Source organism: Marinomonas sp. (assembly GCF_965225885.1).
Taxonomy (GTDB): domain Bacteria; phylum Pseudomonadota; class Gammaproteobacteria; order Pseudomonadales; family Marinomonadaceae; genus Marinomonas.
The window spans coordinates 2,936,285-2,956,811 of sequence record NZ_OZ245329.1 but is presented as its reverse complement, the minus strand read 5'-3'; the positions used below and the strand labels follow the sequence as shown (position 1 = coordinate 2,956,811).

The window sequence follows — 20,527 nt, the reverse complement described above, 5'->3', positions numbered from 1 at the left end:
AGGGTTGTTTGTCAGTAAGAGTGATTATGGCTTTAGCGTGAGCGATTGCTCGGTGCTGGCAAAATCGACATTGTCTAAGATGACTTTGGTTGTGTCATTAAAGAGGAATTGATTGCAGGCATGATGATACAGGGAACCTGTCTCTAACACCAACCGGTAGTTGCCCCTCGGGATGAAATTGGCCGCGTAAGCTTGTTTTCCATACAAATAGATGGAAAAGGGGGCTAGTCCGTCATATGACTCAAAGGTGAGCATGCTGTGCTCAGGTAATTGATTGAGAATTCGTAAGCGGCTGCTTCCGTCCGCCACACCAATTAACTCGCCATGCTGAGGTGCTGCGCCGGGTTGTCCAAAGCAGCCAGTCTGAATAGCATGCTGAACGCTACCAAAGCCAATGTTTTTTGCCTGTACCCACCCGTTCACACCGTTATAGCGGACAGTCAGCCAGTTGCCTTGTGATTTAATGCTTTGCAGGTCCGATTGTGTCGGGATGGTTTGCAAGATTGCACTGGAGACATCTGGCTCTGCATACAGCGTTGTATCGGCTAAAGTGTAGCTTGTCCCGACACGAAACTGCGGATATAAGCCACTGATATAAGTGGCTGCTTTTTGTTCGGAGGTGGCTTCTTGTTTGGAAGATTGCCAATACAGTGTGCTGTAAATACCAGCGGCAAAGCAAGCGATGTAGGTTGCAGCGCGAAAAGCGGCTTTTGCGGCATCTAATCTAATCGGTTGGCTAACTGGCTCGTTGTAGAACGACTGCGTGGAATGTGTGTATTCTTCATCATCGTCCACAAAGGATTGATAAGGCGGTATGTCTGGAGCTTCGTTGCTTTGGTTCTCGGTGTAACTGTAGCCTTGTGAAGTGAAGTTTTTTGATGCTTTAAAGGCTTCTTCGTAGAGCGCTTTAACGCGCTTTTCATTGAGAGTATTTCGAGCAGCTTTGATGGCATCATTGCGGGTTTTTTCATGGTGTGCGTTGTTGCGCTTCATCTCTTCGTAGGCGCGTTGTCTTTCTTTGACAAAGGCTTCTTGCTCTTTGTCAGTGGCAGTCGAGAAATTAGTATAGCGGTTTTTGGCGCCGGAACTTTGTGTGTTTTCTTTGGTAAAGGTAAATGGTTTCCAATCGTTGACTTGTGCACCTTGGCGAATGGCATTGGTGACATTTTCGTAAGCGGCTTGAAGGCGTTGAAACAGTTCCGTTGTATCTTTGTCTGGGTTTTTGTCAGGATGATAGCGCCTTGCCAATCGCCTAAACGCGGTTTTTGCTTCCTGCTCGCTGGCGGTAGTTGGAATTTCCAGCAGTTGATAATCGTCTATTAGGCTCATGCGATGTTAGCTATTAACCGTGTTTTTATAGTGAATGGAGTTAGTGAATTAATACCTAACGCATTATGCACGATTTATTGGCGCTGACAAAGGCGGAACCTTTCTATCTAAAAGTTCTAGGTAGTCAGTCGGTGACATCGGTCTGTATAGGTGGTAACCCTGCCCAACTTGGCAACGCCATTGTTGTAACAGTTGTAATATTTCTTCGGATTCAATTCCTTCTGCAACACTTATGATATTCAGTGCTTTGCAGAGGTTTATCATGTTGTGACATAAGGTCTGGCTTTGCGGATCATTTAGTAAGTTCATTACAAAGAATTGATCGATTTTTAATTCATCAGTTTCTAATGCGACGAGGTTTTGCATAGAACTATAACCGACGCCAAAATCGTCTAGAGCAAGCTTAAATCCGGCATGATGCAGCTGTTTGACGTTGTTGTGAACTATGTCGTTGTTTTGAAAAATACTGGTTTCTGTGATTTCTATGGTGAACTTATGTGCGGTTAACTGGTGAGTGTGAAGCTTCTCCATTATTTGTTTGGCAAAATCTTCTTGAAGCAAATCAAGTGCGGATATGTTGACTGAAAGACGTTGTGTCATCAAGGCTTTAGGGTGTTCAGAAGCCCAATGAAATACTTTTTCAAGCAGCATATCTGTAAGTTTGTAGATAAGCCCTGTTTGCTCTGCAAGTGGGATAAATTCAGCGGGTGAAACTTGCCCTAAATGTTCATTGTGCCAACGAACAAGGATTTCACCTCCTATAATGCTGTGATCGACTAAATTGATTTGCGGTTGAATGTGAAAGTAGAGTTTTTCATGTTGAATATCGTCTGCTAAACGTGTGATTAAGCCAAGTTGATGTGCATGATTGCTGTTTAAATTTTCGGTAAATGGAGCCCAATTTCCAGATGAATAGGTGACAGAGTTATTGGCGATAAGCGCGTTTTGATAAAGCTTATCTAGATCAGTACCTTGAGATGGGTAAAGTGCGCTACCTATTTTATATTGGTGCCTAAAGTTCACTGTATCGACTAGGGTAGGATCGTCTAAAATTTCTTGAATTTCTTTAATTTGCTCATGAAGTTGATCTGGTATTGTGCTAATCATGACTAAATTTTTGGCCGTTACTCTCACGAGCTTTTGAGTGTCGTTGGCAAACCAAGGAAAAGATAAAACTCCCTTCATGTTTATGACTTTTTTATGAATGTTTCGAATGGCTTCCGACATGGCTGAATCCACTTTGGCAGGGCCAAATGCTTCACTTAATGTTTGGTAGTTACTAATGTCCACTAGAATAAGGGCAAATTGAGATGGATGTTGTTCCATCTTGGATAGCAGTTTTGGTAATTTATCAAAATAGTATGTCCTATTTGGTAGGCCAGTTGGTAAATCTGTTAGAGCATGTTGTTTGCGAGTTCTTTCAATCTGTTTTGCTTTATCTGCTAGCGCAAAAGAGAATCCTAATAGTTGCAAAAGGCTTGAGACAGGTAGAATTGACTCTGTTATCAGGTTGATTGGTAATACTTTCCAAAAAATTAATGTATTTAGAATGCTGCCAGCGATTAAAAACAGCCAAGAAAATAAATAGAAACGAACGGCAAGAAAGCCTTTTTGGTAAGCTTTGATTCCCCAATATGTACAGGCCACGAACATGAATACTTCAACCAAAGCAAAAAGGATCGCGCCAGTTTTCACTGAAAACAATTGGGTTGATAGTAAGAAAGCGATAAAAATGAGGTCGCCGTATTTTCTAATCAATGATTGGGGTGAGGGGATTTGAACTTCTTTTAAAAAGTGCAGGCTAAAGCGGAATAGTATCCAAGCGCCTATGCCGAATATGGTAAATAGGTTTCTAATAATCCACTGGCAAATCTCTTCTGAAAAAATCCACCGATCAAATCCGGTGACAACAGATAGAGCAATAAATATAACAATGTTTAAGCCAAGGTAGTAAATGAAGCCCAGCTGTCTGAGTAAGATAAAAACAAAAATGTTATGGGCAAACAGGATTGATAAGCTGCTGATGATAAAGGTCCAGAAAATCAGTTTTTCCTCTTTTTTTGCCTCAGCCGTTGCATCATCAAATAGCATAAAGGGTGTTAATAGAGGGCTGTCTCCCTGCTTACGGATGAGTAGTGTCGTATCTTGCTGATCTGAGAGCGATATTGGCATCCAAATGCCGTCGTAGTGTTTCGTATCACCTTGCCAGTTTTCTAATGCGCCTCTTTTCCATTGTGCTTGAAGTTGATTTCCATGAAATAAATAGAAATCAAGATGCTCGATGACGTAGTAGTTTAAGCCAAGGTAAATTGTTTTTTCTGTGTTGGGTGTCGCTATTTTAGGAAAACTTAATTTGTGCCAGTAAGCGCTTTGAGAGAAGCCTTGCGACTCTTCATAAAGACCTTGTTGAAATTGGCCTGTTGATAGCACATCTTCGGCTGAGATAGGCTGTGTTTCTTTGAAAGTTGGAAGTGGCGCGTTGATCCTAGAATCACTTTCATCTGGAATGATTGTATTTTCAGCCCATAGCGGCGTCGCGATAAGAAGAAAAAGAATTAAACACTTTACTACCATTCCTGCTGTTCCTAACTGAAAATATGATGATTAATACGATCCGTCGATGAACGGTATTATAAGTATGTAACTGCAGCTTCTCTAAGACTTTACTTGCATTTCTATTGGCTTTCTTAAAATATAGGCGACATTTTTAATCTATGTACACTGTTTAGGATTTTTATGGGCAATAAACTTACTCATCTGGATAATCAAGGCCATGCACATATGGTTGATGTTTCAGAGAAGGACATCACTAAGCGCACGGCGACCGCTCAGGCAATTATCACAATGCAAGCATCTACGTTAACGAAAGTCATCGAAGGTGGCTTGCCAAAAGGTGATGTTTTGGCAACCGCTCGCATTGCAGGAATTCAGGCGGCTAAGAAAACGTCTGATTTGATTCCTTTGTGTCATCCTTTGATGTTAACTAAGGTTACGGTAGACATTAACGTCATCAGTAATTGTGAGCTGGAAGTGTTATGTACCTGCTCTTTATCCGGGAAAACAGGCGTGGAAATGGAAGCGCTAACGGGGGCTAGTATTGCTGCATTGACGCTTTACGATATGTGCAAAGCGGTTGATAAGGGCATAGTGATTCAACATGTGTCTTTGTTGGAGAAAAAGGGCGGTAAAAGTGGCGATTGGAGTAAAGGGAATGGCTAAGGTGAAAGTGGTTTTTTTTGCATCACTTAAAGAAAGTATTGGTCAGAGTGAATATGACGCAGAATTAGTATTGCCCATTAGTATTAGTGAATTAAAACATCAATTGGCGAATGAATTAGACAACGGACAGTGGCTGCTTGAAAAAGGTATTCAATCCTCCATCGACTTTGAATTTGCTAGAGATACAGATATTGTGCCTGAATCAGTAAATGAGGTGGCTTTTTTCCCACCAGTCACCGGAGGCTAAATGATTCTTGTACAAGAAGAAGACTTTCACGTTGATGCTTTATATAAAAGCTTATTGAAAGCCAATCAAACGGGTGCTGTTGCCATGTTTGTTGGTTTAGTGCGTCAGTTTTCAGACTTACCCAAAGAAACCTGCAGCTTTGAGCTTGAGCATTATCCTGGTATGACGGAGCGGAACTTACAAGTCATTGTTGATGAAGCCAATGCTCGTTGGTCTTTGTTGGATGTGTGTGTTGTGCATCGTGTGGGTCGTTTATCGGTAGACGATCAAATTGTATTTGTTGGTGTCAGTGCCTCTCATCGATCTGAAGCTTTTCAAGCGTGTGATTTTATTATGGATTATTTGAAAAGCCGAGCAGCGTTTTGGAAGAAAGAATCTCAAGGGACAGAAAGTCATTGGGTAGAAGCGAATACTAATGACGAAAAAAGCCTAGAACGTTGGTCAAAATAGCGCAACTCTCAATAAAGAGTTAGTTGCGCAGATTGTTATTAAAACTTGTAATTAGTGGGGGCGGAGAGTTTTCTTTCGACCACTCGCATGACGTTCTCGATATTCGGTATCAATGTATTTATCTGTTGTCGCCATGCTGGCATGACCTGCATCTTCTCTAACGTGTTCTTTAGGTCTTGTTTTTACGTCTTCAGATATACCCGTGTGTCTTAACCAGTGGACGGTTGCGACGCGTAGGTCTTCAGCATCTGCCCTCATACCGTCTTCACACATGCGCTCATAAGCTTTATCAAAACAGAGTTGCACAATGTTACGGACTTGTCTTGAGCTAGTCATCGCACCTTGCCCGCGATTCTTAGGAACGAGAGGAGTGTTTTCAGCAATGGTTGGTAGTAATGGTAAATCTCTAAATTGTCGATAGCGTTTAAGAGCATTTAACATGTCATCAGATACCGCAACAAGTCGTTCCTTGTTACCCTTCGAAAGCACTTTAAACCACCAATGCCCGTCGGCGTCTTTTATGAAGTCTCCCATAACCGGTGCGGAGCGCTCATCGGCAACTAATTCAGAAATTCGTAAATACATGCCGAGTAGGGCATTCATAATAAAGAGGGTGCGTTCGTGATGTGCTGGATCTTCTTCAGCCAACATCTCGGCGGTTTCGATTACATAATCCCATTGCAAATTAGAAATACGTCTAACTTGTTTGCGAGTGACTTCTTTTTTTACAAATTTACTTTTTTGTCTAATCAATGCCACAGGGTTTTGTTGTGTAGCGTCCTCTTGCATGAGAAAACCATAATAAGACGATAGGATTGAAAATGTTGCCCTAATGGCTGATTGAGATAATGAATGCAGTTTTGTTTTTGGAATGTCGCCATTTTTAAATTCCAGTTTACTAACATGCGCGACAAATGGTCGCCAATCTTTGTTCGCCGTTCTTTGTCCCATGTGTAGTTTAAAGCGAGCGACATTTTTAATACCGATCCAACTTTCTGGAGGCGTTATACAAAAATGTATAAATTCTTCTATCTGGTCACGTCGCAATTGTGTCGTAGGGCACAAGGCGATGTGCCATGACCAAAGCAGTAACCGCTCAACTTCTCGACGATAAGAGTTAAATGTTGCCTGAGAGCCGTTGTAGCTATAAATGAAGCATAAAGCGAGTTGCAGATCTCGACGGTACTCAGGGTCATTGATATGAGGTGTCGTGTGCTCTAAGTGAGAGGCAATGCTCTCAAATTGAGTAAACGGATTCGGTAAATGTTCTAAATTATCTATTAAAGCAAGCGGCGTCATAATCTTTTATATCCAAACAGATGATCCATATTAACAAATTTTTCGATCTATCCCTATCGAATTGTGTTCATGCAGTACATGGCTCTTAGTTGATTGCCATTTTTTGTCTTGTTGTTCCTTATTTAATGAATTTTCTGCCTTATTCATTTTGATTTCTGCCTGTTTTTGTGATCTTTATGCAATGTGACGTTTATTGGTTCGTATTTGGAACAACGATGGAAGGTGATGTTCTGGGCTTTTTAATTTTTATTAAAGGACTATTATAAATACATCGAAACACGAAACGATTTAAATATTAACAGCAACTCTCTCGAGGAGATAAATATGAAAGCTTTTACTAAAACAACTTTGGCTTTATTAACCGCTGCAGTAATGACAACTTCTGCTTTTGCTGAAACTGGCTCTGAAAAAGTTCAAAGTGCACGAGGCAGTGTTGAAGCGCTTGGTGTTACCCTAGAAAATATGGGTGCTAACGTAGATACCAGTGTTAATTTAAATGGTGCTTATACTTTTGAACAAAAAGCAGCGGTTTATTCTGCAAAACATGATGAACTACAGAAACAGTTTAATGAGCTACGTGCACAAACGGCTGAATAATATTTTTTAAAAATCAGAATGACAATATTTTACATGTGAGGCTAGAATTATGAACACTTTTACTAAAACTTCTTTAGCACTATTGGCTGCAGCTGTGATGACAACTTCTGCTTTTGCTGAAACTGGTACCGAGCGTTTACAAAGTGCTAGAGGCAGTGTTGAAGCACTTGGTGTTACCCTAGAAAATATGGGTGCAGATGTTGATACAAGCGTAAATTTAAACGGTGCTTATACCTTTGATCAAAAAGTAGCGCTTTACAATGAGAAACATGCTGAACTACAAGCGCAATTTAATGCTTTGCACGTTCAATCTGCAGAATAAATTTCTCTTTTATAATAAAAGACTTTGATGATAAAAAAACCAAACTTTCAGTTTGGTTTTTTTATTTCTTTAAAATATGGTTTATTCTATTTTAATTTATCTTCTTCTAGATCTTCCTGTTTTTCTGCTTCATTTATTATTTCAAATTTTTCCGCTGTATTTTTAATGGTATTTCTATCACTATTTTGAGCATCGTTTTCCGCACGTTTAATCAGATATCGTGCTGTTTTATCTTTTCCTTGGCTGAAATCAAGTTGAGCTCGATAATTTAACGCCATTGGTATGTTGTTTTTAGATTGATAGTATTGAATGTTGGCTCGCCATATTAAACGTTTTTCATAAAGATACTTTGACGTTGTAGTAATGGGTTTTGATTGAGTTAGCTGCGCATGCAACATTGAAAAGAGAATGTTTTTCGGTTCAAGTTCTAATCGCATATCGATTATATTTAAGCCTTTATCTGCTTGATCTGATGCCGCATAGCTTAGCGCTTGCAGATAATCAGTAAATTGATTGTGCTTCTCTAATTTACTTAAAAAGTTGAGGGCTCGATCAGGCGACTGAATAAGGTAGGAAAAAAGGCCTTTGGCAAAATTCTTCGCGTCATTGTTTTGAATTTTCTGATCCAAATAAGAGAGTGGTTTGTCTTCTATTCCCGCCCTATAAGCCAATAGGCTTGCTCTAAAGAATTCAAAGTCAGTTGCTGCCTTGTTGCTTAATATCGTTTCTTTGGTATCGGTGCTAAAAGAGTCTGATAATCTAGAATTAGGCGAAGGGTGAGTTGATAAAAACTCCAGCTTTGGTCTTCCTAATGCCTGCTTAAAGAAAGCTTGAAACAGTTTTGTCATACCATCTGGCGCTAACCCCGCGTTTAAAAGATATTCGCGACCGCGTCTATCGGCTTCTTGTTCTTGGTTACGGCTGTAGGTTAGGGTGTTTTCGGCTTGATTCGCTATGCCGCCCAACCAAAGGGCGGTGGTTGCATCAGAACCCGCGCCAGCTAAGGCCGCAGCAATACCGGCTCCTAGCATCACTAATGTTTTTTGTAACTCTTCACCAGAATGCTTGTTTTGGCGTTCGTAATGACGAAGGTCTAAGTGAGCGACTTCGTGCGCCAATAAGCCAAATAGCATGTCTTCGCTGGTAATCATTTCCATAATGTCTGAATAAATGAAAAGGTGATTACCCGGAATGACAAACGCATTGCTCTGGGAGCTGTTCAACAGCGTCATTTCGACGGTGGTGTTGTAAAGATTTGTTTGTGGAAGAATTTGCGATAGAGCATCTTTTAAGTAATCGTAGGCCGGAGGAAAATCGATTAATGCTCGGCTACCATTAAGTTTGCGAAACCAATATTGTCCTAGTATGTAGGATGGATTTGACAAGGCCCTTTCGTCTTTGTTCGCTTCCAAATCAGGAATGGCGGCAAAACTAGTACTGGATAAAGTACTTGTAAAAACAATAGCTAAGATGGTTAAGCCTGTTGTAACGTTTGAAAATAGTCTCATAATATGGCTAATGTATTCATTGAGTAAATTGTGAAATGACGATCAATCTAGATAATCAGTATGACGTAATCTTGGATGCAAGAGAAGATCGTTGCCCAATGCCATTGTTAAAGGCAAAAATGGCGTTAAGTAAGATGGCGGTTGGAGAGTGCTTATGTGTGACGACATGTGATGCAGGTTCGTTAAAAGATATTCCTCAATATGTTGCACTCGTCGGGTTCTCTTTATTGTCAACATGTGAAGACAATGATGTGTATACCTTTGTGATTCAAAAAAGCTGAAACGGACTCGATATGTTTAAAATTGTTGATACTCTGATTAAACGATATTTTTCTAATGAAGAAGTTGTTGTCTTTCTTTTGTTAATGATTGCTACTTTATGTGTTTTAGCCTTTTGGGGCGGGATTTTAGCGCCAATTTTGATCGCGATTGTCTTAGCTTTTTTATTACAGGGTTTGGTTGATAGGCTGCAACGACTTCGACTCGGACATTTACCTTCTGTTTTTATTGTATTTTTTACTTTTATAACCGCCTGTAGTGTTTTTATTGGTGTGATGGTGCCTATTATTTGGCGTCAGGCCGTTAAGCTTGTTCAAGATGCGCCAAGAATGTTTACCGTTATTCGGGATGAAGTTCTTCATTTTGCGGAAGGGCACAGTGATTTGGTTAGTCAGGGTGCTGTTGATGAGCTGGTTAATTCCTTGGCAAATGAATCAGCTAATTTGGGGCAATGGCTGGTGTCTTTTTCTTTATCCAGTATCCCTTCTTTATTTTCTGTGGTGATTTATGTGGTCTTAGTGCCACTGGTAATGTTCTTTCTATTGAAGGATCAGGAAAAGATTTTGGAATATTTGACCTCATGGTTGCCTAAAGAGCGAAGAATGATGCGCAATATTGCGCATGAAATGAATGACCAGATTGCCAACTATATTCGTGGCAAGTTCATTGAGATGTTTGTGGTTGGCGTGGTGACCTATATTGTCTTTCTGATATTTGGGTTGAAGTATGCAGAATTGTTGGCTTTGCTTGTTGGATTGTCTGTTTTGATTCCTTATATTGGCGCGGCTGCTGTCACTATTCCTGTTGTCTTGGTGGCTTTCTATCAATATGGTACACAGAGCGAGTTCATCTATGTGGTCGTTGCCTATTTAATTGTCCAAGCGTCGGATGGTAACGTGCTTGTACCGTTGTTGTTCTCCGAAGCGGTGAATTTGCATCCGCTGGCAATTATTGTTGCGGTTTTGTTCTTCGGTGGCATATGGGGGTTCTGGGGAATATTTTTTGCGATTCCATTGGCAACGTTAGTAAAAGCCATTATTAATGCCTGGCCAAGTCAGGAACAATTAACCTCTTAGTCTTTTTTTAAAGCTAACAAACTAAAAGGCCCGCTCTTAAATTTAAGAGCGGGCCTTTTCTTAGGTATAGGTAATAAAAATCAGTTTTAAAAGGGACGATCAATTAGGCTAGAACGGCTGCGAGTAAAATGCTAAACGGCGGAAGGACAACGGTATTGCCGTCTATGTACCCACTGTGTATTGCCTCTGGCATGGTCAATGCTGATAGCTTGAGTTCGACTGGTAAGATGATGTCTTGGTTAGCGGTATTGATTGCCACATAAAGTCGCTTGCCATTATAGCTACGAAGGAATGTTAGCGTTGTTTCATCGTTGTAAATAAATTTGATGTCACCAAGGCGTAATTCTGGATGGCTGCGTCTTACATGAAGAAAGTCACGATAAGCATGCAAGACAGAATGACGGTTGCCTTCCTGTTCGCTAACCGCTAATGGTCTTTGGTCTTCTGCAATCGGTAACCAAGGTTGCGCTGAATGGGTGAATCCTCCCAATGTTTCATTTTTCCACGGAATAGGGGTTCTGCAGCCGTCTCTTCCTTTGAATTCTGGCCAGAACGCAATGCCAAACGGATCAACAAGTTGATCAAATGTCAGCTCAGCTTCTGGTAGTCCAAGTTCCTCACCTTGATATAAACAAACACTACCGCGCAAGGTTAAAAGCATCGCCATGTAGATTTTGCTTTTGGCGATTGGATCATGATTTTTTCCCCAGCGAGTAACTACCCGTTCTACATCGTGATTGCCGATTGACCAACATGGCCAGCCGTCACCTAAGCCTGCTTCTATCGTTTCCATGGTATTGCGAATGTGAGTCATAGAGGAATCATGTGTTAACAGATCGAACGAATAGCACATGTGCAATTTGTCTTTACCTCGGGTATAAGCCGCCATGGTTTCTAGTGCAAAATCACAGCCGACTTCGCCTACTGTGGTGGTGTCTGGGTATTGATCGAGCAAATGGCGTAAACGTTGTAAAAAGGCAATGTTTTCGGGTCTGGATTTGTCGTATAGGTGCAGTTGATAAGCGTATGGATTGTCGAGTCGAACACCAATGCTGCCTTCAACAACTTCTTCTTTGGGAGGATTATTTCTGAGCTCTATATCATGGTAATAATAATTCGCGGTATCTAAACGGAATCCGTCTACACCGCGTTTTAACCAAAACTCTACCGTTTCAAGTAACGCATCGACAACGACAGGGTTGTGGAAGTTTAAGTCTGGCTGACTGTCTAAGAAATTATGCAGATAATATTGTCTGCGACGACTGTCCCAATGCCAAGCTGGGCCACCAAAAACTGATAACCAATTATTTGGCACGGTGCCATCTGGGTTGGCATCAGCCCAAACATACCAATCGGCTTTATCGTTGTCGTGACTGCTGCGAGATTCAACAAACCAAGGGTGTTGATCTGAGCTATGATTGAGTACTTGGTCAATCATCACCTTAAGGCCATGATGATGCGCAGACGCAATCAGTTCATCGAAATCGGCCAGTGTTCCAAAAATAGGGTCTACGTCACAATAATCAGACACATCGTAGCCAAAGTCTTTCATTGGTGAGGTGAAAAACGGAGAAAGCCAAATCGCATCAACACCCAATGAGGCAATATAACTCATCTTCGCCGTGACTCCGGGAAGGTCGCCAATACCATCGTTGTTTGAGTCGAAAAAACTGCGAGGATAAACCTGATAAATTACGGCACCACGCCACCATTCTTGATTTGCTGTCATAATCTTTCTCGCTGTAAATAGGGAATGTGTTTTTAAGGTTTTAATAAATAGACAGTGCCGTATTAGATTAGAATTGTAGAGAATACGTGTCATTATCTGTCGTGCTTTTTATCATTATTTCCAGCATACTCAAACATTACAATTTATGCATAAAATTTTATTGTCTTAATTGATAATAACCCTAGTTACGTCTTTGGAGACATGATGTTTTCTGAAAAAGCTCGCCCTGTGGCTTGGCCTTTGTTTTTCTTTTATTTTTTCTTCTGCGCCGTTGTTGGCGTCATGATGCCTTACATTTCTTTGTATTATAAATCGATAGGCTTAACGGCTTCTGAGATTGGGCGTTTGATGTCGACATTTACGCTATCAGGTATTTTGGTTCCACACTTTTGGGGCTGGTTGACGGCGAAAATCGGCTTGCCAAAACGCATACTTCAATTAGGTATTTTGGGCTGCTTTATTGCGGTCATCCCGTTTAATTGGAGTGATCAATTTGAAACATTATGGTTACTGACTTGCACCATGGCGCTATTTTATTCAGCCTTGATACCGATGACAGATTCGTTGGCGGTGAGAAGTATTCGCCAATTGGATGTCCCTTATACACGTTTAAGAGCGGGTGGGTCGATTGGTTATGTGTTTGCGGTAACAGGAGCTGGCTTTTTAATAAGTCAATTTGGGATTGTTGTTGTTATTCCAACTATGTGCGTGTTTATGGCGCTGGCTGTCGTGACCTCCTTTTTCCTCAAAGAGCAGGCTTATGAGGTTAATCAGCAAAAGGCGACGACTTCTTTTTTTGCGTTAGTAAAAAATCCTGAATCGCTGCTTTTTTTTGGTTTAGCATTTTTAGCATTTATGTCACATGCACCTTTTAATGTGTTTTTTGCCGTCCACTTGTCAAACTTTGGCTACAGTGGTGAGCAGATTGGTTTATTGATGGCATTGGGCGTCGTTATAGAAATTTTCTTGTTTTTATTCTTTGGTAATACAATCAAGCGTTTTGATGTCGTTCATATTATTACGCTTTGTTTTGTTTGCGGCATTATTCGTTGGTTATTAGTAGGCTGGTTTGCCTCTATTGCATGGGTGCTGATTCTTACCCAGCTGTTTCATTGCATTACGTTTGCTCTGTTTCATATGGTGTCCATTGAGCAGATTAGACGCCTTTTTCCAGAACGTTTTGCTGGTCAAGGTCAAGCGATGTACAGTGCGTTTGCTATCGGTTTAGGCGGTGGATTGGGCATGGTGATTACTGGCTATCTTTGGGAGTGGATGGGCGGAGCTTGGGTTTTTACATTGGCAGCTTGTGTGAGTGCTCTAGCGCTAACGACTCTTCTTGTTAGTCAGCGTCGTTGGTTTTCTTAGCCGTTGATTTTTCTTAAGAGTCATTTCCTAAATCTTCTATAAACTTGTGCCATCGGTTTTAAGTAATTCAATAAAAGCGATGGCGGCACGACTTAGCGTTCTTTGTTTGTGATGAATAACCCCCAGTTTTCTTTCTACGTTCAAATCTGGCAAGTTAAGTACGACGAGTTTTTCGTCTACTAGCGTCGAAGGAAGTAGTGACCAGCCCCAGCCAATGTTCACCAGCATTGCCAATGTTTCTAAATTATTCGTGTTCATTCGTACTTGGGGTTTTAGCCCTTGTTTGCCAAAAGCTTGTTCTGCTATTTGTCGAGTGAAGGTGTTTTTATTAGGTAAGACACAGGCATGTTGCGCTAATTCAATTAGGCTCAAATTTTTAGAAAATGCTAGCGGGTGATCTTTACTGACGACGCAAGTGAGTGGGTCAGACCAAATAGGCAGAGACTCAATGAGCGGATTTTCTTTGTTGGATAACGTAATGATCCCAAGTTCTGCTCGTCCTTTCAGAACATCTTGGTAGGCTTCTTCAGATTGCGCAAATTCAATTTCCAATTGCGCGCTTGGAAAATCCTCTTGAAATCGTTTTAACGATTTAGGTAAACGATGCAAGCCGACGTGATGGCTGGTGGATATACGCAATTCACCGCTCACGTCTTGCATCTGTAATGTCATGCTGCGTTTTATGTCTTGCAGGTCTTCTGCCATTTTTCGTGCTTTGGGTAATAGACGAATACCGGCTTCGGTTAATTGCACTTGGCGCCCAATTCGGTCAAAAAGCTTTACGCCAAGGCCCTTTTCAAGGGAGGCGACACGCTTACTAATCGCGGGTTGTGTAACGAAAAGTTGATCGCCAGCAGCTGAAAAAGAGCTGGTTTCGGCAACTTTTATAAAAGTAAGTAACGCTGCAATGTCTATCATTCCAAAAAATTATCCAAAACATGAAAAATATGAATTTGAGTAATTTAAGCCAAAGTTTTAGGATAGCGCAATAGATTTCTGAGGAGAGAACTTATGTCAGGTAAAACCCTTTATGACAAGTTGTGGAATAGCCACCTTGTTCAGCAACGAGATGACGGTAGTGCATTGATTTATATCGATTTACAGTTGCTTCATGAAGTGACATCACCACAAGCTTTTGAAGGGCTTCGATTGGCTGGGCGTAAGCCTTGGCGCGTTTCTTCAAGCCTGGCAACGCCAGACCATAACGTACCAACGACCAAGAAAGAGCGTATTTCTGGCGTAGATGGTATTGAAGATCCTGTTTCTAAGATCCAAGTAACGACTTTGGATGATAACTGTAACGAATTTGGTATTACTGAATTCAATATGAAAGACATTCGCCAAGGAATCGTGCACGTTGTTGGGCCAGAGCAAGGTGCAACGCTTCCAGGCATGACGGTTGTTTGTGGTGATTCTCATACATCGACTCATGGTGCCTTTGGTGCTTTGGCGCATGGTATCGGTACGTCTGAAGTAGAACACGTATTAGCAACTCAGTGTCTAGTGCAAAAGAAAAGCCGTAACATGTTAGTTCGTGTTGATGGTGAATTGTCACCTTGGGTTTCTGCGAAAGACGTTGTATTGGCAATTATTGGTGCAATTGGTACGGCTGGTGGTACGGGCTACGCTATTGAGTTTGGCGGAACGGGTATTCAATCATTGTCGATGGAAGGTCGTATGACCGTCTGTAACATGGCCATTGAAGCGGGCGCACGTGTTGGTTTGATTGCAGTAGATGATACGACTATTGAATACGTCAAAGGTCGCCCTTATGCGCCAAAAGGCGAGCATTGGGATATGGCGGTAGAAGCCTGGAAAGACCTTGTGTCTGATAAAGACGCACAATTTGATGAAGTTGTAGTAATCAAAGCAGAAGATATCAAGCCGCAAGTAACCTGGGGAACGTCTCCAGAAATGGTTATCGCCATCGATGAGCCAATTCCTCGTCCTGAAGATCAGAAAGATCCCGTCAAGAAAGAAGGTTATGCACGTGCTTGGAAATACATGGGCCTAGAAGGCAAAACCATGTTGGCTGATGTGATTCTTGATCGAGTTTTTATCGGCTCTTGTACTAACTCACGCATTGAAGATTTACGAATCGCGGCGCAAGTTGTTAAAGGCCGTAAAGTCGCATCGACGCTTAAGCAGGCGATTGTTGTTCCAGGCTCTGGCTTGGTAAAAGCACAAGCTGAAAAAGAAGGCTTGCATGAAATTTTTGAAGCGGCCGGATTAGAATGGCGTGAGCCAGGTTGTTCTATGTGTTTGGCGATGAACGCTGACAAACTTGGTGCTGGCGAACATTGTGCGTCTACCTCGAACCGTAACTTCGAAGGTCGCCAAGGTTTTGGTGGTCGTACGCATTTGGTTAGCCCTGCGATGGCTGCTGCCGCGGCGATTGCCGGCCACTTTGTTGATGTTAATGAGTTTGTGAAACACTAGGAGAAGAGTATGCGTCCTTTTACTAAACATACAGGTTTAGCCGCTCCTTTGGATTTGGCAAACGTTGATACTGATATGATCATTCCAAAGCAGTTCTTGAAATCCATCAAGCGTACTGGCTTTGGTAAAAATTTATTTGATGAGCTTCGTTATGAAGACGAAGGTCAGCCTGACCAAGAATGCGATGGCCGTCCTATTCGTAAGGACTTTGTGTTAAACCAAGATCGTTACAAAGGTGCGAGTGTATTATTGGCTCGTCAAAATTTTGGTTGTGGCTCTAGTCGTGAACACGCACCTTGGGCATTAGATGATTACGGTTTCCGTTCGATCATTGCGCCAAGCTTTGCGGATATTTTTTACAATAACTGTTTCAAAAATGGTTTGCTGCCTATCGTTTTGCAAGCCGAAGAAGTGGATCAATTGTTTGCGGAAGTGGCATTGCGTGAAGGCGCTCAAGTGATTGTTGACCTTGAAAACCAAACGGTAACCTCGCCTTCTGGTGCGACATTCAAGTTTAATGTCGATAATTTCCGTAAACATTGTTTGTTGAATGGTTTGGATGATATCGGTTTAACGCTGCAGCAAGATTCTGCAATCCGTCGTTACGAAGAAAAACGCATGAATGATGCGCCATGGCTTTTCTTGTCACGCGGTCAGTAAACAAAAGATTTAGCTTTTAAGGGTTTAAAATGACTAAAAATGTATTGGTATTGCCGGGTGACGGTATTGGTCCAGAAATCGTTGCGCAAGCGGTTCGTGTGTTAGATGCGGTGAACGAACAGTTCTCATTGAATATTCAGCATGAGAGTGCCTTGGTTGGTGGTTCTGCTTATGATGAGACGGGTTCACCGTTGCCAGAATCGACATTAGCAAAAGCGAAAGCAGCTGACGCTATTTTGCTTGGTGCGGTGGGTGGCCCTAAGTGGGATAAGTTAGAAATGTCAGTTCGTCCTGAAAAAGGCTTACTAGGCTTACGCTCTAACCTTGAGCTGTTTTCGAATCTTCGTCCTGCAATTTTGTATCCGCAGTTAGCAGATGCGTCTAGCTTGAAACCAGAAATCGTTGCTGGTTTGGATATTCTTATTGTTCGTGAATTAACGGGCGGTATTTATTTCGGTCAACCTCGTGGTATTCGCACGTTAGAAAATGGTGAGCGAGAAGGTTTTAACACTTATGTTTATAGCGAATCAGAGATTCGTCGAATTGGACGTTCTGCTTTTGAAGCGGCTCGCCAACGTGGTAAACGTGTTTGCTCAATCGACAAGTCTAACGTACTAGAAGTTACGGTGCTTTGGAAAGAAGTCATGGAAGAAGTAGCGAAAGAGTATCCTGACGTCGAATTGACTCATATGCTAGTAGATAATGCTGCGATGCAGCTTGTTCGTGCACCAAAACAGTTTGATGTAATGGTTACTGGCAATATGTTTGGTGATATCCTTTCTGATGCTGCTGCCATGTTGACAGGTTCTATTGGTATGCTACCTTCTGCTTCTCTCAATGCTGAAGGTCGCGGTATGTATGAGCCATGTCACGGTTCTGCGCCAGATATTGCAGGCAAAGGAATTGCTAATCCATTGGCAACAATTTTGTCAGTTGCTATGATGTTGCGTTATTCTTTAGACGCAAAAGACGCGGCGGATGCTATTGAAGCGGCAGTAAGTAAGGTTCTAGATCTAGGTCTAAGAACGTCAGATATTGCATCAAAAGGATGCGAAACTGTTAGTACGCAAGCAATGGGCGATGCTGTACTTAAAGCATTAACAGCGCAGCACTAAAAGCTTAATATCATAATGATATTGGGCATTCATTAGGGATACTGCTCTTGGTATGAGTGGCCCCACAAAAAAAGGTAACGTTAACCATGTCAAAACAAACTGTAGGTTTAGTCGGATGGCGCGGAATGGTCGGTTCCGTGTTGATGCAACGAATGATGGAAGAAAAAGACTTTGATCATATTGATCCAGTTTTTTTCACTACATCTCAAACGGGGCAGAAAGGTCCAGAAATTGGTAAAGATATTCCATTGCTTCAAGATGCAAGTGACATCGAATCATTGAAAAAGATGGATATTATTATTACCTGTCAAGGCGGGGATTACACCAAGGCTATCTACCCACAGTTGCGTAATGCTGGTTGGAAAGGTTACTGGATTGATGCCGCGTCTTCGTTGCGTATGGATAAAGACGCGATAATCGTGCTTGATCCAGTTAACTTAAATGTTATCAAGCAAGGTTTAACTAATGGCGTCAAAACGTTTGTTGGTGGTAACTGTACTGTTAGCTTGATGCTATTGGCGCTGGGTGGGTTGTTTGAGAAAGGTCATATTGAATGGATGACCTCTATGACCTACCAAGCGGCTTCTGGTGGTGGTGCACGCCACATGCGTGAATTGATCAACCAAATGGGTATGTTGCAGGGCTCTGTTGCTAGTGAGCTTGCTGATCCAGCTAGTGCGATTCTAGAAATTGATCGTAAGGTTGCTGAAACAATGCGTTCTGGTGCATTACCTACCGATCAGTTTGGTGTGCCATTAGCGGGTTCTTTGATTCCTTACATCGATAGCCAGCTTGATAACGGTCAGAGCCGTGAAGAGTGGAAAGCGCAAGCTGAAGCGAACAAAATTCTAGGCATCGATGGTAAGCCAATTCCAGTTGATGGCCTGTGTGTTCGTATCGGTGCAATGCGTTGTCATAGTCAGGCATACACAATCAAATTGAACAAAGATATCCCTGTTGCAGATATCGAAAGCATGCTTGCTGAGCATAACGATTGGGTGAGTGTGGTTCCTAATGATAAGCAAGCGACAATGGAGCGTTTGACTCCGACCGCGGCAACTGGAACATTGAATATTCCTGTTGGTCGTATTCGTAAGTTAAATATGGGGCCTGAGTATATAAGTGCTTTCTCTGTTGGTGATCAGCTATTGTGGGGTGCGGCAGAGCCATTGCGTCGCATGCTGCGTATTTTACTAAATGATTAAATACTTCTTTTAGCTTTCAATTAAAGCGCCAGTTATTTGTGACTGGCGCTTTTTTTTGCTTACTTATTTGGTTGTTGGGCGCATGACGCTATCTATAAGTGTATTGTTATATGCGTTAGTTTTAGGGTTACGTGGCCATGATATGGGCTTTAGGAGGGTGTGTGTTATCAAGACTGCCTAAGTGGGTTGAGTATGGTGCATTTTTGCTTGCTTTGATTGCAGGAAGTGTTAACGCTGTTGCTTTGTTAGGTTTTCAGCATCAGGCTGTGTCGCATTTGTCGGGGACTGCTACACTCATTGGTAGTGCTTTGTTGAATCCAGTTCCAGAGACACTTTTGCATCTTATCGGAATACTGCTAAGCTTTTTATTTGGTTCTGGACTTTCTGGTTTTGTGCTGACGGGAACCTCGTTAAAACTAGGCCGATTGTATGATGTTCTATTAATTATTGAGGCTGGTTTTTTATTAGTTGCCATGTATTTTCTCTTAAATAATCATACATCGGGACATTATTTTGCGTCAGCTGCTTGTGGTCTTCAGAATGCTCTTGCAACGACCTACAGTGGCGCAGTGGTGCGAACAACGCATTTGACAGGTATTTTTACTGATTTAGGCATAATGCTAGGAGGCGCGTTACAGGGAAAGCCTCTGGATAAGCGCAGGGCGTTTTTGTTTATTATCATAGTGACAGGTTTTATTTGTGGTGGCTCAATAGGGGCTTGGCTATTTCATCAGTTTAGTTTCTATGCTTTATCTGTACCAGCTGGATTATGTGTTTTCCTCGCCATTCTTTATCGGCTGTATAGCAGTCGTTTGATACGAGATGCGGAGCCAGTTTAGGCACAAAATAAGCTTGTTATGATGATGCTAATGCTAGTTATAGGGATAATAAACACATATTTTTATGTAATGTAGACTTGAAATGTTTGCTAGATTTTTAGACTTATGATATTGATATATAAAGTTTTTTAAGAGGGTTCTTTGCGTTTTTGTAAATAGTTGATTCGTTCATGATCTTGAACAAGTATTTACAATATAGGCATTGAAATTCGGTCATACCATCCTTAGATTATAGATAAGGGCAACAGAGGAGGAGCAAGACTTAAGTTAATAAAAAACCTGACCAAAACAGAAGGAAATTCTCTATGTATACATTGAATATTAGCGGTCACCACGTCCAATCTGGTGAAGAAGTTCAAGAAGTAGTAAAAGAAAAATTGGATCACTTGGCGCGTATCAACAATCAGATAACCACCATTAATGTGACCTTAAATACAGAGAAGCATGGGACTCATGAATTAATAGTAGAAGCCAGTGTTCATATTCCTGGTCATGATCTTTTTGCAATGGTACAAACGGACAAACAACTCAAACCTGCCCTTGACCTGTTAGTTGGCAAGTTGGAGAAACAGTTAATTAAACACAAAGCGAAGCATGCTGGTCGACAGCACCATATTAACGCTAAGGATGTAGAAAGCCCTGTGGAGCGTCAGTTACAAGCTGAATTTGATGAGCTTGTAGAGCGTGAAGTTATTTAGTTAACCATCCTCTTAGAATAAAGATAAAGCCTCGCTTATAGCGGGGCTTTTTTGTTTTTGTCAGTTGTAGGCTTTAAATATTTCAGTATCGTGAATGTAATTATGTGCCATAAAAAATGCCGATGTAACCTACAAGTATGCCTATATGACT

Annotated in this window: 20 protein-coding genes; 14 read left to right on the top strand and 6 right to left on the bottom strand. The window is 41.6% G+C overall.

Annotated features, from left to right (window positions below):
• Nucleotides 1-24: 24 nt before the first annotated feature.
• Together ACO05V_RS14130 and ACO05V_RS14125 are read right to left on the bottom strand one after the other, a co-directional pair.
• The gene (locus ACO05V_RS14130) at nucleotides 25-1,329 is read right to left on the bottom strand and encodes a DnaJ domain-containing protein (RefSeq protein WP_421852623.1); all 1,305 of its coding nucleotides are present in this window, start codon (nucleotides 1,327-1,329) and stop codon (nucleotides 25-27) included.
• A gap of 63 nt (nucleotides 1,330-1,392) precedes the next feature.
• The gene (locus ACO05V_RS14125) at nucleotides 1,393-3,903 is read right to left on the bottom strand and encodes an EAL domain-containing protein (RefSeq protein WP_421852620.1); all 2,511 of its coding nucleotides are present in this window, start codon (nucleotides 3,901-3,903) and stop codon (nucleotides 1,393-1,395) included.
• A gap of 162 nt (nucleotides 3,904-4,065) precedes the next feature.
• Between ACO05V_RS14125 and moaC the strand changes: the two genes are divergently transcribed.
• Genes moaC through ACO05V_RS14110 form a run of 3 tightly spaced genes read left to right on the top strand, consistent with a single transcriptional unit; the run spans nucleotide 4,066 to nucleotide 5,245 of the window.
• Nucleotides 4,066-4,548: a cyclic pyranopterin monophosphate synthase MoaC gene (gene moaC / locus ACO05V_RS14120; RefSeq protein WP_421852617.1), complete on the top strand. Its 483-nt coding sequence runs from the start codon at nucleotides 4,066-4,068 to the stop codon at nucleotides 4,546-4,548.
• Complete coding sequence (locus ACO05V_RS14115; RefSeq protein WP_421852614.1) at nucleotides 4,541-4,795, top strand: MoaD/ThiS family protein; 255 nt, start codon at nucleotides 4,541-4,543, stop codon at nucleotides 4,793-4,795. The genes moaC and ACO05V_RS14115 overlap by 8 nt, the downstream gene beginning before the upstream one ends.
• Nucleotides 4,796-5,245, top strand: coding sequence for a molybdenum cofactor biosynthesis protein MoaE (locus ACO05V_RS14110; RefSeq protein ID WP_421852611.1), 450 nt, complete (start codon nucleotides 4,796-4,798; stop codon nucleotides 5,243-5,245).
• 51 nt (nucleotides 5,246-5,296) lie between these two features.
• On the opposite strand, the gene ACO05V_RS14105 is transcribed toward ACO05V_RS14110, so the two are convergent.
• Nucleotides 5,297-6,544 carry a tyrosine-type recombinase/integrase gene (locus ACO05V_RS14105; RefSeq protein WP_421852608.1) on the bottom strand — a complete coding sequence of 416 codons (1,248 nt, stop codon included), beginning with the start codon at nucleotides 6,542-6,544 and terminating at the stop codon, nucleotides 5,297-5,299.
• Nucleotides 6,545-6,868: 324 nt separating this feature from the next.
• Here ACO05V_RS14105 and ACO05V_RS14100 point away from each other — a divergent pair, with 324 nt between their 5' ends.
• Nucleotides 6,869-7,141: a hypothetical protein gene (locus tag ACO05V_RS14100; protein ID WP_421852605.1), complete on the top strand. Its 273-nt coding sequence runs from the start codon at nucleotides 6,869-6,871 to the stop codon at nucleotides 7,139-7,141.
• A gap of 49 nt (nucleotides 7,142-7,190) precedes the next feature.
• Complete coding sequence (locus ACO05V_RS14095; protein ID WP_421852602.1) at nucleotides 7,191-7,463, top strand: hypothetical protein; 273 nt, start codon at nucleotides 7,191-7,193, stop codon at nucleotides 7,461-7,463.
• An 86-nt stretch (nucleotides 7,464-7,549) separates the two neighbouring features.
• On the opposite strand, the gene ACO05V_RS14090 is transcribed toward ACO05V_RS14095, so the two are convergent.
• Nucleotides 7,550-8,971: a M48 family metallopeptidase gene (locus ACO05V_RS14090; protein WP_421852599.1), complete on the bottom strand. Its 1,422-nt coding sequence runs from the start codon at nucleotides 8,969-8,971 to the stop codon at nucleotides 7,550-7,552.
• 35 nt (nucleotides 8,972-9,006) lie between these two features.
• Between ACO05V_RS14090 and ACO05V_RS14085 the strand changes: the two genes are divergently transcribed.
• Both ACO05V_RS14085 and ACO05V_RS14080 read left to right on the top strand, forming a co-directional pair.
• The gene (locus tag ACO05V_RS14085) at nucleotides 9,007-9,252 is read left to right on the top strand and encodes a sulfurtransferase TusA family protein (protein ID WP_421852596.1); all 246 of its coding nucleotides are present in this window, start codon (nucleotides 9,007-9,009) and stop codon (nucleotides 9,250-9,252) included.
• A 12-nt stretch (nucleotides 9,253-9,264) separates the two neighbouring features.
• Complete coding sequence (locus ACO05V_RS14080) at nucleotides 9,265-10,326, top strand: AI-2E family transporter (RefSeq protein WP_421852593.1); 1,062 nt, start codon at nucleotides 9,265-9,267, stop codon at nucleotides 10,324-10,326.
• Between the two features lie 103 nt (nucleotides 10,327-10,429).
• Here the strand turns inward: ACO05V_RS14080 and ACO05V_RS14075 are convergent, their stop codons facing one another.
• The gene (locus ACO05V_RS14075; protein ID WP_421852590.1) at nucleotides 10,430-12,055 is read right to left on the bottom strand and encodes an alpha-amylase family glycosyl hydrolase; all 1,626 of its coding nucleotides are present in this window, start codon (nucleotides 12,053-12,055) and stop codon (nucleotides 10,430-10,432) included.
• Between the two features lie 201 nt (nucleotides 12,056-12,256).
• Here ACO05V_RS14075 and ACO05V_RS14070 point away from each other — a divergent pair, with 201 nt between their 5' ends.
• Nucleotides 12,257-13,420 carry an MFS transporter gene (locus ACO05V_RS14070; protein ID WP_421852587.1) on the top strand — a complete coding sequence of 388 codons (1,164 nt, stop codon included), beginning with the start codon at nucleotides 12,257-12,259 and terminating at the stop codon, nucleotides 13,418-13,420.
• 36 nt (nucleotides 13,421-13,456) lie between these two features.
• Here the strand turns inward: ACO05V_RS14070 and ACO05V_RS14065 are convergent, their stop codons facing one another.
• A complete protein-coding gene (locus ACO05V_RS14065; protein ID WP_421852584.1) occupies nucleotides 13,457-14,338 on the bottom strand; it encodes a LysR family transcriptional regulator in 882 nt (293 codons plus the stop codon).
• A gap of 93 nt (nucleotides 14,339-14,431) precedes the next feature.
• On the opposite strand from ACO05V_RS14065, the gene leuC reads away from it, so the two are divergent.
• The 6 genes from leuC to hpf all read left to right on the top strand — a co-directional run bounded on the left by leuC (nucleotide 14,432) and on the right by hpf (nucleotide 20,376).
• The gene (gene leuC, locus ACO05V_RS14060; RefSeq protein WP_421852581.1) at nucleotides 14,432-15,859 is read left to right on the top strand and encodes a 3-isopropylmalate dehydratase large subunit; all 1,428 of its coding nucleotides are present in this window, start codon (nucleotides 14,432-14,434) and stop codon (nucleotides 15,857-15,859) included.
• A gap of 9 nt (nucleotides 15,860-15,868) precedes the next feature.
• Complete coding sequence (gene leuD, locus ACO05V_RS14055) at nucleotides 15,869-16,519, top strand: 3-isopropylmalate dehydratase small subunit (protein ID WP_421852578.1); 651 nt, start codon at nucleotides 15,869-15,871, stop codon at nucleotides 16,517-16,519.
• A 29-nt stretch (nucleotides 16,520-16,548) separates the two neighbouring features.
• Nucleotides 16,549-17,634, top strand: a complete 1,086-nt coding sequence (gene leuB / locus ACO05V_RS14050) for a 3-isopropylmalate dehydrogenase (RefSeq protein ID WP_421852575.1) — start codon at nucleotides 16,549-16,551, stop codon at nucleotides 17,632-17,634.
• Nucleotides 17,635-17,720: 86 nt separating this feature from the next.
• Nucleotides 17,721-18,839 carry an aspartate-semialdehyde dehydrogenase gene (gene asd, locus ACO05V_RS14045; RefSeq protein ID WP_421852572.1) on the top strand — a complete coding sequence of 373 codons (1,119 nt, stop codon included), beginning with the start codon at nucleotides 17,721-17,723 and terminating at the stop codon, nucleotides 18,837-18,839.
• Nucleotides 18,840-19,000: 161 nt separating this feature from the next.
• Complete coding sequence (locus ACO05V_RS14040) at nucleotides 19,001-19,678, top strand: YoaK family protein (protein WP_421852569.1); 678 nt, start codon at nucleotides 19,001-19,003, stop codon at nucleotides 19,676-19,678.
• A 305-nt stretch (nucleotides 19,679-19,983) separates the two neighbouring features.
• Entirely contained in the window at nucleotides 19,984-20,376 is a 393-nt protein-coding gene (gene hpf, locus ACO05V_RS14035) for a ribosome hibernation-promoting factor, HPF/YfiA family (RefSeq protein ID WP_421852566.1), read from the top strand.
• Nucleotides 20,377-20,527 lie beyond the last annotated feature (151 nt).